At 59.7% G+C, this 15,396-nt stretch carries 11 protein-coding genes; 7 read left to right on the forward strand and 4 right to left on the reverse strand.

Annotated elements, in window-relative coordinates:
* Window positions 1–144: 144 nt before the first annotated feature.
* Complete coding sequence (locus RI103_RS22115; protein WP_310817621.1) at window positions 145–2,898, forward strand: MGH1-like glycoside hydrolase domain-containing protein; 2,754 nt, start codon at window positions 145–147, stop codon at window positions 2,896–2,898.
* Window positions 2,899–3,065: 167 nt separating this feature from the next.
* Here the strand turns inward: RI103_RS22115 and RI103_RS22120 are convergent, their stop codons facing one another.
* Window positions 3,066–3,956: a pirin family protein gene (locus RI103_RS22120; RefSeq protein ID WP_310817623.1), complete on the reverse strand. Its 891-nt coding sequence runs from the start codon at window positions 3,954–3,956 to the stop codon at window positions 3,066–3,068.
* Window positions 3,957–4,084: 128 nt separating this feature from the next.
* Here RI103_RS22120 and RI103_RS22125 point away from each other — a divergent pair, with 128 nt between their 5' ends.
* On the forward strand, window positions 4,085–4,987 hold the full coding sequence (locus RI103_RS22125; protein WP_310817624.1) for a LysR family transcriptional regulator: 903 nt from the start codon (window positions 4,085–4,087) through the stop codon (window positions 4,985–4,987).
* Window positions 4,988–4,997: 10 nt separating this feature from the next.
* Here RI103_RS22125 and RI103_RS22130 read toward each other — a convergent pair whose 3' ends face one another.
* On the reverse strand, window positions 4,998–5,672 hold the full coding sequence (locus tag RI103_RS22130) for a hypothetical protein (RefSeq protein ID WP_310817627.1): 675 nt from the start codon (window positions 5,670–5,672) through the stop codon (window positions 4,998–5,000).
* Window positions 5,673–6,020: 348 nt separating this feature from the next.
* Here RI103_RS22130 and RI103_RS22135 point away from each other — a divergent pair, with 348 nt between their 5' ends.
* From RI103_RS22135 to RI103_RS22145, 3 genes are all read left to right on the forward strand, one after another.
* Window positions 6,021–7,343 (forward strand): TIGR00366 family protein, encoded by a 1,323-nt coding sequence (locus RI103_RS22135; protein ID WP_310817629.1) that lies wholly within the window; start codon window positions 6,021–6,023, stop codon window positions 7,341–7,343.
* 332 nt (window positions 7,344–7,675) lie between these two features.
* On the forward strand, window positions 7,676–9,667 hold the full coding sequence (locus tag RI103_RS22140) for an acyl CoA:acetate/3-ketoacid CoA transferase (RefSeq protein ID WP_310817631.1): 1,992 nt from the start codon (window positions 7,676–7,678) through the stop codon (window positions 9,665–9,667).
* An 81-nt stretch (window positions 9,668–9,748) separates the two neighbouring features.
* Window positions 9,749–10,222, forward strand: coding sequence for a PRC-barrel domain-containing protein (locus tag RI103_RS22145; protein WP_310817632.1), 474 nt, complete (start codon window positions 9,749–9,751; stop codon window positions 10,220–10,222).
* Between the two features lie 232 nt (window positions 10,223–10,454).
* Here the strand turns inward: RI103_RS22145 and RI103_RS22150 are convergent, their stop codons facing one another.
* Window positions 10,455–11,825 carry an FAD-binding oxidoreductase gene (locus RI103_RS22150; RefSeq protein ID WP_310817633.1) on the reverse strand — a complete coding sequence of 457 codons (1,371 nt, stop codon included), beginning with the start codon at window positions 11,823–11,825 and terminating at the stop codon, window positions 10,455–10,457.
* 369 nt (window positions 11,826–12,194) lie between these two features.
* Between RI103_RS22150 and RI103_RS22155 the strand changes: the two genes are divergently transcribed.
* A complete protein-coding gene (locus tag RI103_RS22155) occupies window positions 12,195–13,079 on the forward strand; it encodes a helix-turn-helix domain-containing GNAT family N-acetyltransferase (RefSeq protein WP_310817634.1) in 885 nt (294 codons plus the stop codon).
* A gap of 125 nt (window positions 13,080–13,204) precedes the next feature.
* On the opposite strand, the gene RI103_RS22160 is transcribed toward RI103_RS22155, so the two are convergent.
* Complete coding sequence (locus tag RI103_RS22160; protein WP_310817635.1) at window positions 13,205–13,963, reverse strand: TetR/AcrR family transcriptional regulator; 759 nt, start codon at window positions 13,961–13,963, stop codon at window positions 13,205–13,207.
* 372 nt (window positions 13,964–14,335) lie between these two features.
* On the opposite strand from RI103_RS22160, the gene RI103_RS22165 reads away from it, so the two are divergent.
* A complete protein-coding gene (locus tag RI103_RS22165) occupies window positions 14,336–15,124 on the forward strand; it encodes an enoyl-CoA hydratase/isomerase family protein (RefSeq protein WP_310817637.1) in 789 nt (262 codons plus the stop codon).
* Window positions 15,125–15,396 lie beyond the last annotated feature (272 nt).

Genomic DNA, 15,396 nt, shown 5'->3' on the forward strand with positions numbered 1-15,396 from the left:
TCATTGAGGTTCAGTCTGGCCGCCGTTGCCGGGACCGGTCGCCGAAGCGGGATTGTGCACGTGGCGCACGGTGTTCCTGATGAAACAGGACAGACTTTCATCTGCAGAACATGTTGGATGGTCGATGTCGAGTCGGGAGGTTCCATGCCACCGCTACGCGCAATCAGTCTTCTCCAGTCGAAGGAAGGTGCCCGGCTCCATGGTCCGGAGATCGATCGCTGGCGCCGCTGGGGACCCTATCTGAGCGAGCGGCAATGGGGCACGGTTCGCGAAGACTACAGCGAATACGGCACCGCCTGGGACTACTTTCCGCACGATCATGCGCGCAGCCGCATGTACCGCTGGGGTGAGGACGGCATTGCCGGATTCGGCAACGACCCGCTCGACTGGTGCGTATCGCTCGCGCTCTGGAACGGGCGCGATTCGATCATCAAGGAACGGCTCTTCGGCTTGACGAATGAGGAAGGCAATCACGGCGAGGACGTAAAGGAGCTTTACTTCTATCTCGACGGCACACCGACGCATTCGTACATGAAGATGCTGTACAAGTATCCTCACGATGCGTATCCGTATCAGGATCTGATCGACGAAAACCTGCGGCGCGGAACCGATCAGCCGGAATATGAAATCCTCGATACGGGCGTGTTCGACGATAGCCGCTACTTCGACGTCTGCGTCGAGTACGCGAAGCACACACCCGACGATATCGTGATGCGCGTTAGCGTCGAAAACCGCGCGGACCAGCGCGCGGCGCTGCATGTGTTGCCGCAATTCTGGGCGCGCAACAGATGGGCATGGTCGGGCAAGCCCGGCAAGCCGTCGCTCACATTGGAGTCGAATGGCGAGGAAGGCGTGCGCGTCGTCGCGCGCAACCCCACGCTCGGAACGATGATCGTGACGGCCTCGGCGCAACAGCCGTTCGAGTGGATCTTCTGCGAAAACGAAACAAATGTGCGCCGCATTTTTGGCTCCGAGGGTGCCGGGCCGTTCAAGGACGGCTTCAATGACTACCTCGTTGACGGTGACGAGCAGGCAATCCGGCGCGACAAGGGCACTCGCGCCGCAGCGCATGTGTGCCTGCAGTTCGCGCCTCATGAGCGCTCGGTGCTGTATCTGCGCTGGCGTCCCGACTCGGCTTCGAACGCCGTGCCTCTCGACATGGAAGCACTCTTCACGCGCCGGCAGGCGGAAGCCGACGAATTCTATGCGGCGCTTCAGCACGACATCCCCGACGCGGATGCGCGGCTCGTGCAGCGTCAGGCGCTCGCCGGCATGCTGTGGACGAAGCAGTACTACCAGTTCGACGTGACGCGCTGGCACGACGGCGACCCCGGGCAACCGAAGCCGCCGAGAGCACGCAGGCATGGTCGCAACGCGGACTGGCGGCACATGTGCAATGGCGACATCGTGTCGATGCCCGACAAGTGGGAATACCCGTGGTACGCGTCGTGGGACCTCGCGTTTCATGCGGTCGCGTTCGCCATGATCGATCCCGACTTCGCGAAGAAGCAATTGCTGCTGCTCGTGAAGGAGCGCTATATGCATCCGAACGGACAATTGCCCGCCTACGAGTGGGCGTTCGGCGATGCGAATCCGCCCGTTCATGCGTGGGCAACATGGCGCGTGTATGAACTCGACCGCGAGGTGACGGGCGTCGGCGATCACGAGTTTCTTGAAGTCATGTTCCACAAGCTGCTGCTCAATTTCTCGTGGTGGGTCAACCGCAAGGACGCCGATGACCGCAACATCTTTCAGGGCGGCTTTCTTGGACTCGACAATGTCGGCATCTTCGACCGGTCTTCGCCGCTGCCGACCGGCGGTCGCATCGATCAGGCCGATGGCACGGCATGGATGGCCTCGTACGCGCTCGACCTGATGCAGATCGGCCTTGAACTGGCGATGACGAACAATGCCTACGTCGAAATCGCGGTGAAGTTCTTCGAGCACTTTCTGTATATCTCGGAAGCGGTCAGTTGCAGCGAAGGCTGCAGCACGGGGTTATGGGACGGACACGACGAATTCTTCTACGACGTACTCCACCTTCCGGACGGTACGCCTGTGCCGATGCGCATTCGTTCGATCGTCGGGCTGATTCCGCTTTTCGCCGTTCATGTGCTCGAGGAGGGGGTGTACGGCCATCTGCCGGGTTTGCGTGAACGGCTGGCGTGGTTTCTCGATCATCGGCCGAATCTGGCGAAGCTGGTGTCTCGCTGGACGGAGCCCGGCAAGGGTAGGACCACGCTGCTGTCGTTGTTGCGCGGACATCGGATGAAAGCGCTGCTGCACCGCGTGCTCGATGAAAACGAGTTTCTCTCCGGGCATGGCGTGCGCGCGCTCTCCCTTGTGCATCGCGATGCACCGTACGTGTACGACCATGACGGCGTGAGCTTCCGTATCCAATATCTGCCCGCGGAATCGGACTCGCGTGTTTTCGGCGGCAACTCGAACTGGCGCGGCCCGGTCTGGATACCGGTCAACTACCTGCTGATCGAATCGCTGTATGAGTTCTATCGCTACTACGGCGACGAGTTTCGCGTCGACTATCCGACGGGGTCGGGGAAGCTTTTTTCGCTGAGCCAGATTGCCGACGATCTTGCGCGGCGCGTCACCACGCTCTTTCTCAAAGATGCACAAGGCGTGCGGCCCGTGATGGCGGCCTATCCGATCCTGCAAGCCGACCCGCGGTCGCAGGATCTCGTACTGTTTCATGAGTACTTTCACGGCGATAATGGGCGCGGCGTCGGCGCTTCGCATCAGACTGGCTGGAGCGGGCTCGTCGCGCTGCTGCTCCAGCCACGCGTGATGAAGCTGTCGCATGTTGCGCCTGATGTTGCGCCGGTTGATGCGTCGGTTGATGAGTCGACGAGAAGATCCTTGAAGCGCTCAATGGCGCAGTGACGGTGTTCGAATAGTCGCACGTGAACGCGGCGGGCGACCTCTTTCCGTGTGAGGTCCGGCTCGTGCGGTTGCCCGATGCCGCGCGCCGTCTGGCTCGAGGCAACGTGATAGACATTAACGACCGCAAGTGTGCCGAGGCGGCGACGGGCCGAGCACTCCCGGTGTTGTTAGTGGGCGGCGCGCGGTTCGCTACCCGTCGCCATTTGCCCGAACCGTCCGCTATTGAAATCACTTACCGCCTGTTGGATTTCCTCAGTGGTGTTCATGACAAACGGCCCATACGCGACAACCGGTTCATCGATCGGCTCGCCGCTCAGCAGCAGGAGCGTTGCGTCGCTGATCGCTTCGAGCTGCACCCCTGTCCCTTGGCGCCCGAGCAACGCCGTCTGCGCTTCGCTGACCGTCTCCTTGCCGTTGACCAGCACCTCGCCGTGCAGGACGACGAGGGCCAGTGAATGGTCGGCGGGCAGCGTAAAGTGGGTCGGCCGTCTCTTGTTCAGCCGCACGTCCCACACGTCCATCGGCGTGAAGGTCAATGCCGGACCCCTGTGTTCCTCGTAATCGCCCGCGATCACGCGGATGCGGCCCGCATCTCCCGGCAACTCAACCGACGGAATATCCGCGGCGAGTACCGTCTGATAGCGCGGGGGCGTCATCTTGTCCTTTGCCGGCAGGTTCACCCAGAGCTGCACCATTTCCAGCGTGCCGCCTTGCTGCGCGAACGTGCCGGAATGGAACTCCTCGTGCAGGATGCCGGCGCCGGCCGTCATCCACTGCACGTCGCCGGGACCGATCTTGCCGCCTCCGCCGGACGAATCGCGATGCTCCAGTTCACCGTCGTAGACGATCGTGACGGTCTCGAAGCCCCGATGTGGATGCTGACCGACACCGCGCTTCCGGGAAGTCGGCGTAAAGTGAGCCGGACCCGCATAGTCGAGCATCAGGAACGGACTCAGGTGGCCACCCATCATGCTGTCCGAAAACAGCGTGCGCACGGGAAAGCCGTCGCCGACCCAGTGCGATCTGGTATTACGGTACATGCCGAGAATCTTTTTCATGGTTTCAATTCCTGGTGAAGGTCGCGTCGACCTCGTTTGCATGGCAGTAAGATAGGCGCGCGGCGCGCCGTTCGGTAGACGTCCTGGGCTATCCTCTGTGTCTCACGAATGGAACGACGGGTCATCCGATGCAGGATCTCAACGATCTTTATTTCTTTGCGCAGGTCGTCGAATATCAGGGGTTTGCGCCGGCCGGGCGCGCGCTGGGCATCCCGAAGTCCACTCTCAGCAGGCGAATCGCCTTGCTCGAGGAACACCTCGGCGTGCGGCTCATTCAGCGCTCTACACGGCGTTTCACGATCACAGAAATCGGGCAGAGCTACTACAGCCACTGCAAGGCCATGTTGATCGAGGCGGAGGCGGCGCAACAGGCGATCGAACTCAACCGTTCCGAGCCGCAGGGCATTGTCCGGTTGACCTGCCCCGTAGCGCTGCTGCACGCACGCGTGGGGGCGATGCTGGCAGCTTTCATGGCGGAGACCCCGCGCGTCACGGTACATCTCGAAGCGACCAATCGCACGGTCGACGTGATCGGCGAGGGTATCGACGTGGCGATACGGGTGCGGCCGCCGCCTTTGAAAGACAGCGATCTCGTCATGAAAGTGCTCAGCGAGCGCCATTGGTGTCTGGTGGCGTGCCCTTCGCTGCTGGATCGGTATGGGGTGCCGGCCGCGCCGGCCGATCTGGCCACGCTGCCCAGTCTCGATTTCGGTCCGCCGCACGGCGAGCACGTATGGCACCTCGAAGGGCCGGCCGGCTCGGCGGCGGTTCGCCATACGCCCCGCTTTGTCACCGACGACATGATCGCCCTGAGGCAGGCGGCGGTGGCCGGCGCAGGCGTCGCCCAGTTGCCGGTGATGATGGTGTGCGACGAGCTGGCGAGTGGCGCACTCATCAAGGTCATTCCAGCGTGGTCACCTAAACGCGGAATCATTCATGCCGTATTCCCTTCGAGGCGCGGCTTGCTGCCTTCCGTGCGAAAGCTGATCGACTTTCTGGCGGCGCAATTCGGACAAATCGAAGAGATGTAGTGAATGCAGCTCAGCGTGAGTCCTTACCTCGGACGTGTTTTGTGGGGTCGCCGTTGCGTCGAACGCTTTTGGTTCGGCGGATGACGAATGCGCCGCATGCAATCGCGAGGAGGACCACAGCCATCAGGCCGGCGCTCATGCCGGTCGTGTTACGGGATTCACTTGCGCTGGAAGGTGCGGAAGCGACCGCGGATGAAGAGGCTTGAGTCTCGACAGGCTGCGGAAGCGCCACGCCGGCGGCACTCCCCTGACGCACAAGCGATGCTTCTGATGTCGACAAGGCTTGGGATGCGGGAAGGGCGATTGCGTCCGAAGCAGGTCCGACAGGGGCCGTGGCGGTGGCCGAGGCCATGACCGGAGCCGCCGCGGCGCGAGAAGTGGTTTCGACAGACCTGGCTATCGCCGCCCACCGTGCAAATACGCCGTCGATGCAGTGAACATCAGTGCACGCGTTGCGCGATTGCCTCCATTGGGCGATTTGCTCACGTGAGAGCTTTCCCTTGCTGAGCTGAGCCTGCTGTTGAGCAAAAATGTTGTCGTATTCATTGTTCAGGATGGCGTGGTCGCATATAACGCGCTCGGCCGGTTGCCGCGTGGTCGAACATTGAATATCGCTCGCCCATGCTCCGGCCGAACCAAAAGCTGTCATTGACAGCAGTAATGCAGCATGTCGTTTCAGATGCACCGTGCCTCCTCGAAGATGATTGTCGTGATTTGAACCGCGATCATATGTGAACGAACTCGAAATTTGTGCCGGACCTACTCAAGGCCCGGCAGTGCCACCCTCCCGACACTGACAAGAGCGGTTTAGTGGACGCCCGATTTTCGCGGTCCATGTTGCCCGGCTGTCTGCCTAAAACACGAATTCTGCCGGGCGAGGCTATGCCGATCAATGCTGTCTTCACCGACTGCGACAGTCGTGGTGTCCGGCGCTGCAGGATTTTTCGTTGTGTGCAAGAATCGCCGCGCGCGGCTTACCGCCCATAACAATGACAGTAGGTCGATTCCATCTTTGGTGACGAGGAGTAGATAGTTGATTCAGCGAATTTCCGCCTTTTTTACTCAGGTGGTGCATCGGGTTTTGCCCGACCCCTTGATTTTTGCCATCCTTCTGACCGTCGTGACCTTCGCGCTCGCGCTTGGTTTGACGCCGAAGCCTCCAGCCGACCTCGTGATGCTGTGGGGCGCTGGCTTCTGGAATCTGCTCGCATTCTCGATGCAGATGGCGATGATTCTTGTGACCGGTCACGCATTGGCGAGTTCGGGCCCGGTCAAGCGAATGCTGGTTGCTCTGGCGAGCTCCGCGCGTACACCTGGCCAAGGCGTAATGCTGGTGGCGTTCGTAGGCGGGGTTGCCTGCGCCATCAACTGGGGATTCGGTCTGGTCCTTGGTGCGATGCTTGCTCGTGAGGTCGCCCGGCGCGTTCCGGGAACGGACTACCGCCTGCTCGTCGCAAGCGCCTACATGGGGTTTCTGACGTGGCACGGTGGCTTGTCCGGGTCGGTCCCGCTCGTGGCAGCTACCAAGGGCAATCCCATGGAGAAGACAGTTGGGCTGATTCCGGTTTCCCACACGATTTTCACTGGCTACAACGCGTTTATTACCTTCGGCCTCATCATTCTCTTGCCGATTCTGGCGAGACTCATGATGCCGAAACCTGAGGACGTCGTCACAGTTGACCCAGCCCTTTTGCAGGACCCACCGAGCGTTGAGCGCAAACTTTCTCCTAACGCAACGATGGCCGAGCGGATGGAGGAAAGCCGTATATTAGCGGTCCTCGTGGCCGCACTGTGCGCCCTGTTTCTGGTAATCCGATTCGTCAAGAAAGGCTTCGTACTTGATATCGATACCGTCAACCTCGCGTTTCTCGCAGCCGGTATCGTGCTTCACAAGACGCCAATGGCATACGCGCGCGCGGTGGCCGGGGCAGCGAAGGGCGCGTCAGCCATCATGATTCAGTTCCCCTTCTACGCGGGTATTCAGGCTCTCATGGACCATTCGGGGCTGGCCGGCGTAATCACGAAGTGGTTTGTCGACATAGCGAACGTCCACACATTTCCGCTTCTGGCGTTCCTGAGCTCGGCACTGATCAATTTCGCGGTGCCATCGGGCGGTGGTCATTGGGTAGTGCAGGGACCTTTCGTCATGCCGGCGGCGCAAGCGCTCGGCGCGGATCTCGGCAAGTCCGCGATGGCAATTGCTTATGGCGAAGCATGGACGAATATGGCGCAGCCGTTCTGGGCACTGCCTGCGCTTGCTATCGCCGGTTTGGGCGTTCGAGACATCATGGGTTACTGCGTGACGGCGCTTTTGTTCTCGGGCGTAATTTTCGTAGCTGGTATGTACCTGTTCTGAGAAGGTTGGCGGTCCGCCTCGGACGAGGTTGGGCCGCCCAGGAAGGCAGGAATTCATCCGGTCCATGGCACTTCCTTCATAAGATACCGTCGCCGCTTGTTCGAGGCGATTGACGCTTGCCTCCTGAAGTACTCACCGTCAATTTTCGAAGAGACGGTGCGAGGCGTGTACTCTTACGACTGAGCCGCAAATTCATTCGTCAAGCCGGCTCCCGCGCCGGTGATGAATGGTCTACATACTTTTCAACGCATAGAAATGGTGGTCGAGTTGCAGCAGGTCCGAACAACTATATAGCGCCGGAGCGCGGCTCCATGGTGCGGTTTGGAGACATCATGAGCGCAGGCTTTCAACACCCGTTTCTGGCCACCGCAAGCAGCGTTGGGCGAGGCAAAATCGTCAGTGCCCAGCAGGCCGTCAGACTGATTCGTCCGGGCAATACGGTGGCAACGGGCGGCTTCGTCGGCATTGGCTTTGCGGAAGAAATCGCCGTCGCACTGGAACAGCTGTTCCTCGACTCAGCCGCTGGCGATAGCGAGGCGCCTCGAAATCTGACGCTAGTCTACGCGGGCGGTCAGGGCGACGGCGCCCGCAAGGGCCTGAATCACTTTGCCCACCAAGGTCTGGTCCGGCGGGTCATCGGTGGTCACTGGGGGCTCGTTCCGGGGCTTCAACGCCTGGCCGTCGAAGGCCACATCGAAGCGTATAACCTTCCCCAAGGCGTCATCTCCCAGCTGTTTCGCGATATCGCGGCGCATCGGCCAGGGCATTTGTCCACGGTCGGACTCGATACGTTCGTCGATCCGCGCAACGGTGGCGGCAAGCTCAACGCCCGCACAACCGAGGACCTGGTTAGCCTGATATCGGTCAACGGCGCTGACTGCCTGCTGTATAAGACATTTCCGGTCGATGTCGCCATTGTGCGCGGCACCACTGCCGATGCAAACGGCAATGTGACCATGGAAAAAGAAGCGCTGACTCTTGAGTCCCTTGCTATTGCAATGGCCGCACGCAACTCGGGTGGCATCGTGATAGTGCAGGTCGAGCGCATTGCCGAGTCAGGGACATTGAACCCACGTCAGGTGAAAATACCTGGCATTCTGGTCGATTGCGTTGTGGTCGCAAAACAGGAAAACCACTGGCAAACCTTCGCTGAGCCGTACAGCCCCGGTTTTTCGAGCGAGCTTCGCATGGCGACCGGTTCGATTCCAAACATGGCGCTGACTGAGCGGAAAGTCATCGCGCGGCGCGCTTCGTTCGAGTTGATGGCCAATAGCGTCGTCAACCTCGGGATCGGCATGCCGGAAGGGATTGCCAGCGTCGCGAACGAAGAGAAGGTGTGCGACCTTTTTACCATGACAACCGAGCCGGGCGTCATCGGGGGGATCCCGGCCGGGGGCTTGAATTTCGGTGCGGCAACCAATACCGACGCCATCATCGACCAGCCCTACCAGTTCGATTTCTATGACGGCGGTGGCCTCGACATTGCATTTCTCGGACTCGCGCAAGTCGACCGGGAAGGCAACCTCAACGTGAGCAAGTTCGGGCCAAAGCTTGCGGGTGCAGGTGGATTTATAAACATCTCGCAGGCGGCGAAGAAGGTCGTGTTTGTCGGAACGTTCAACGCCGGCAAACTGGAAGTCAATATCAAGGATGGGCGCCTGCAAATTCTTCAGGACGGCGTCTGTCAAAAGTTCGTGGACGCTGTGGAACATCGAACCTTCGGCGGTCGTTACGCCAATGAACGGCAGCAGCCCGTGCTCTACATTACGGAGCGCTGCGTCTTTACCCTGACGCCTGACGGACTCGAACTCATCGAAATTGCACCGGGGGTCGACCTGCAGCGAGACATCGTTTCGCAGATGGGGTTCGCTCCCATCATTAAATCGCCGCCGCACCTGATGGACGCCCGCATTTTCGACAATAAGCCGATGGGTTTGCGAGCAATGCTGTTGAGGCTGACTCTCAGTGAGCGGTTTAGCTACGACGCCGACAAAAACATGTTGTTCATCAACTTCGAAGGGCACAAGGTCACAACTGTTGACGACGTTGAAGCAGTCAGAGCCGAGGTTGACCGGGCCCTGTCCGGCCTCGAGGTCCGGCCCCACGCAATCGTCAATTACGACAATTTCTCGATAGCGCCCGAAGTCATCGATGCTTATTCTGAAATGGTGACTGGCCTGGTCGCCCGATATTACTCAGACGTGACGCGTTACACGACAAGCAGCTTCCTTCGAATGAAACTGGGGGACGCGCTGCAACGGCGCAGTGTCGCTACGTACATTTACGAGAGCCCCGAGGAGGCCTCGTCTCACGAGGCACGTTAGCCTTCAGTCCGAACACCCATACCAACGGCTCGGGAACGCCTCTTGCGCGCCACCTGGTTACCTTTTTCAAGGAGGTGAACCATGGGCTCAATCAACCCGCAAGGTGGCACCCAGGGTGGGGCCAATATTGTAGGTGGCGGTATGGGCGAAGGGCCGGGGCCGGACATCATGGCCGCGGCAACGCTGGATGGAAATAAGGTGATGTCTTCCGACGGCGAACATGTGGGGAAAATTTCAGACATCATGCTGGACGTCCGGGGCGGACGCATTGCGTATGCGGTGCTGGCTGAGGGAGGTTTTCTCGGAATGGGGGCCAATCTGCACGCCATCCCATGGAGCGCACTGACACTCGACACCGACGAAAAGTGCTTCTTCGTCGACATTACCGCGCAGCGCCTCAAGGACGACCCGGGTTTTGACAAGGACCACTGGCCCGTCATGGCGGACACAAAGTGGGGCATGTCGATGCACACCTACTACAACCGGGAACCGTACTGGATGGCAACCCACGAAGTGATCGAACGCGACCCGAGCATCAGGCCGAGCGAGCATTAAATACATAACGGTAAGCCGCGCCATGCGGACAGCCAGTCTGTCGCTCCGGTGCCTACGCCACCGCGATCCGTTGCGGTGGCGTAGGCACATTCTTAGCAACAAGCCGCCCGAATAGCCCTTGCCCGTCTTCTTCGAGCTTTAAACGGCCGTGAGTCGCACTGGCGAATCCACCGCGGCCCGGTTGACCCAAGCCGATGCTTTGGCGCGCCCACGAGCCGTGCCGCGCGTAGATTTACGCTTTCGGTTTAATGTTCTGGTTGACCTGGAACAGGTTGTTGGGATCGTACTTCGCCTTGATCGAGGCAAGACGCTTGTAGTTTTCACCGTAACTTAGTTCGACGCGGTTCGCGGCCTCGTCGGCGTCCAGGAAGTTGACGTAGGCGCCTTCCAGATTGAACGGGTGGACGGCCTCCCAGTAGGCACGGCCCCAGGACTTAAGCGCCTCGGCGTCCTTTGGATCGGGGCTGATCGCGGCAATCACCATCGAAAAAGACGCGTCCCGCGCGCTCCACGGCGTGGCGTCCTTGGAGACCCGTCGAACGGCGCCGTCAATGGGGTAAAGGTGCATCAGGCAGAAAGGGGTCGGCGCCTTGAGCGCGTTAGCGATGTGCACCTCAATCGCCTCGTCAGGCAGCGCCTTGACGAAGTCGCCCTTCCAGTACCACTGCAAGCCTTTAGGGAAGAACGGGTCGAACAGACTGTTGATGGCGGTCCATGGCATCTCGCCCATCCAGTTGAACAGTGGGGCGGGCAGTTTCTCGAGCAGCGAGGCCATGAGCTTCTGCCCCTCTGCGATCGGCCCATTAAAAGCACCGATCAGAGCGCAGGCGCGTTTGTTCCAGTGCTCCTTAGGGAAGGGATCGGTCGGAGGGACGGTTTTGAGGCCGACAAACAGGCCAAGCTCTTCGGGGGCGTCCGGGATGAAATCGCGGTACGTCGCCATGATCTGCCTGGCGTCCTTGGCGTCCCAGAAGATCGGACCAGCGAACACCATTTTGGCTTGGTGGGCCTGGAACAGAAAGCTCGTGACCACGCCGAAGTTACCGCCGCCACCGCGTACCGCCCAGAAGAGGTCAACGTTATTGTCCTTGCTGGCGGTGACGAAAGAGCCGTCGGCCAGCACGACATCCACCTCGAGCAGATTGTCGACCGTGAGGCCGTGCTTGCGCGTGAGATAGCCGGTTCCTCCGCCCAAGGTCAGACCTGCGACGCCCGTGCTGCCGACGATGCCGAGCGGCACGGCCAGGCCAAAGGCGTGGGTTGCGTGATCGAGATCCGCTGCAGTGCAGCCTGGATCGACACGCACGGTGCGGCTCGCGGGATCGACGCGCACGCTGCGCATCTGCGACAGGTCGATGACCAGCCCACCGTCGCAACTGCCCAAACCGGGGCCGTTGTGTCCGCCTCCGCGGATTGCGACAAGCAGCTTGTTCTCCCGCGCGTAATTGACCGCCGCTATGACGTCGGCGGCGTCGGTGCAACGGGCGATCGCCTTGGGCCGCTTATCGATCATCCCGTTGTATAGCGCTCGCGCCTCGTCGTAGTCCTTGTCTGACGGATCGATCACCCTTCCGCGAAATTCTTGAATCGCAAACTCGCCCATGACGCTGCCTCCTTTAAGTGTAAATCCATCGCGCGCACACGCGATGAGATGCCGTCCCAGAAGCCTCGCGCCGAACAGTCGACAAGAACGATATCGGGCGCGCGGGATCAATCGGCACTTACGCACCTATCTGATAGCCGTGCGCGAGCCTTAGCCTTGTAACCCACTTGATGAAAAGCATAGTGCTCCGACGCAATTGCCGAAAGGAACTTCCGATTGACGGCACTGACAGCAAGACGAGCGAGCAACGAGTCGAATGAAACCCGACCAGTCCTCGGCCGCTCTTTGCGACAAGAGAAAAAAAGGGGCGCGGCCAATGGGCGGCTTGCGATGTTGACCGATTTTATATCTCTGACTATAGTCAGAGATATGAGCGCATCCGACATTCTCCAGATCCGCAGCTTTAACCGCATAGTCGCCGAAAGCATTGGCGCTATCGATGACCATTTCCTCGGACGGGGCCGCCCGATGGGCGAATCACGCCTGCTATGGGAGATCGGTGTCGAAGGTGCGGATATTCGTACTCTTCGCGCGCGGCTGAATCTTGATTCAGGCTATGTCAGCCGTACGTTGGCATCTCTTGAACGGCAAAAACTTGTCGCTGTCCTCGCTCATTCGGGCGACCGCCGGGTACGCCGGGCTTGCCTGACTCAGGAGGGCCTCGTGGAAAGGGCTGAACTCGAACGGCTCTCCGACGCGGTCGCTTTACGCGTGCTCGAACCGCTCGGCGCTGAGCAGCGTCGGAGACTGGTTGCAGCCATGTCTGAGGTTCAGCGTTTGCTGCAGGCATCGCTCGTGCATTTTGCGCTTGAGGAACCGGATAGCGATGACGTGCGGTGGTGCTTTGAACAGTATTTTGGCGAACTCGATGAGCGCTTTGACGCGGGATTCGACCCGTCCATGAGCCTGTCGGCGGATGCCCATGAACTGACGGCGCCGGAAGGCGCGTTGATCGTCGCGAGACTTCATGGAAGCCCGATCGGCTGCGTCGCGCTGAAGTTTCACAAGAAGTCCCCGGCCGAACTCAAAAGAATGTGGGTGAGCCCTTCCGTTCGCGGTATGGGTGTAGGCCGCCGGTTGATTGCCGAGGCGGAGAAGCGTGCCCGGCAGGCCAAAGTGCGCATTATTCGCCTGGAGACAAACCGAACTCTAGGCGAGGCGATTTCGCTATACCGGCAATCTGGATACGTCGAAGTCGATGCATTCAGCGCGGAACCGTATGCCCATCACTGGTTTGAAAAGCGACTGGTCTGAACGGTCGTAGCGCTTTGCTCTGCGGACTTTCGACTGTGGCCGATGATCATCTCATGCGGGGCGAGATGGCATGGGCACCGCCTTCCCGCCGGTCGGCAGCGGCCCAGTCGTACGGTCAGGCTACCTCAATCGATCTTTGCGCGTCCCGATGTGCGGGGGCGGTTACCGGACTTACCCGAGCGTGGTTCGGTCTTGTCCGAATGTTGCGTCACCGGTTGTTTGCTGAAGACGAGTGCCTCGACCATCTGCCAATACGCCTCAACGACGGCGGGATCGGACGCGGAAACATTGCTGGTCGCGAGCATTTCCGGGCCAAATCCTGACAGCGTCGATGTCAGGCTGATCATCAGATAGTGCAAGAGGATCGGTTCGACTCGTGGCAGAGTCTGTTCGTCCTGCGCCGCACGAATCTGCGGAATGAGCCAGTTGATCAGTGGCTTGAGTATCGTATCCGCGAGCCACTGCAAGCGGGGACTGTATACGAGGAACTCCTGAAGCATGAAGCGATGGAACTGTGGGAAATCCACCGTGAACCGGAACAAAGCTCGATACACAAGTTTCACCCGGTCCGTCGCCAGGTCAGGCGGAGTATCGGTCAGATAGGCGTCCCACTCGTTGCGGATGCGTTCGAACACATACTGCGCTACCGCGTGCCAGAGATCGTCCTTGGATCGGTAATGGTATGTGATCAGCGGATGTTGCAATCCGATGCGATCCGCAATGCTGCGAATACTCGCAGCCTCAAAGCCCTTTGTGGCGAATTCGGCAAGTGCCGCGTTCAGGATCGCGGAGCGGGTTTCCTGCGCCCGCTGCTGCTCTGCGCGCCTGAGTTCGGTTGGCCTGCTTTTGTTGCTAACGCTCTTGGTACCTGTGCTATCCGCCATTTCGTTTCTCGATTGGGAATGTCGTTGCTTCCGTGCTCTCGTGCCCTCCGCTTTCTGGCAGGCCGCCAGCATATGAGGGTGGCCGCATGCGCGAGCGTCCGGGAAGACAGGATTCGCAAAGGTATCACACCCTCGACACGCACCTTGACCGCCAACTGACCTCGTTGTGCACAGTCGATCCAGCATTTCGTCAGATAAAAGTGAAGCCGCCCATGACACATGCCCGGGCGACCCGCGGTCCCATTGTGTCTAGTGTCCTTTTAAATTAACACATCGTAAAGTATAATAAAAATAAGCTGGCAGGTCCATACATTCCACCGCCGACGGCGGAACGGCATCCAATGACAGATTTGATTCACGGATCAAGGACAGATGGAAAGCAAAATTACGCTGACGTCGAGCGACGACATCGCCTTCGTGACGCTGGTGGACGAAGCACGCGCGAACTCGATCGACACGGTGTTCTGCAATGAACTGCTGGGCGCCGTCCATGATATTGAAGAGTCGTCGAAGTATCGCGTCGTGATACTTCAAGCCAGAGGGAAGATATTTTCCGCCGGCGGGGATCTTCGGCAGATTTCCGACGGACTGAAGAGATCCGATTCCTTCCTTGACTCGCTAATTAGCGCACTGAACGCCACCATCGTGGCGATGCGGCGCTTGCCGATACCCGTGATTGCGTGCGTTCAAGGGGCGGCAGCCGGCGCAGGCTTTTCGCTGGCAATGGCGTGCGATCTCGTGGTGGCGTCGAACGCTGCCCGTTTTGTCGTCGGCTACGCCAAGCTGGGGACGTCTAGCGATGGCGGTTTATCTTTTCACCTGGCGCGTCGACTGGGGTCCGCGAGGGCGTTGGAGATTTTGTTGACGCGGAATTTGCTGAGTGCGGACGAGGCCAGACAGTTAGGGCTCGTTCAAAGTGTTGTCGATCCAGCTTCCTTGCAGGACGCCAGCCTGGCGCTCGCGCGAAAACTCATGGACGTACCCGCGGCAGCGGTCAGAGAAATGAAATCGCTCGTCGGAATGGCGGCCGAGGATCACCTTGAACGCCATCTCGAAGAGGAAAAACGCGCGTTCCTGCGATGCGCGTCGACGGACGCGTTTGCCCAACGAGTCGCGCAATTCGTCACGAACTCTGACTCGCCCAGAAGCACATCGACCTGATGTCGTAAATCTGGTCTCACGGAAGGGCTGCAAAAATCCTGAATTGATGACGCCTTTCATCTGACGCCGGTTCACCGGCGTTGACGTCGCGCACACTGCAAGTGCGAGGTCAGTTGACCTTCCGTCATTTCGCTGCATCCACATCTCCTTTCTCAATCGGCGTTCTCGCCCAGTCGCCCCGCGCGACGTCACGATCGATTCCCGATCTGATGGGCTGCCAGATTCACCTTCCCTTTTAAGCCATTGCGGGTGTCGAACGCCCGTCCCAATTC

It is taken from the genome of Paraburkholderia sp. FT54 (genome assembly GCF_031585635.1).
Taxonomy (GTDB): Bacteria; Pseudomonadota; Gammaproteobacteria; order Burkholderiales; family Burkholderiaceae; genus Paraburkholderia.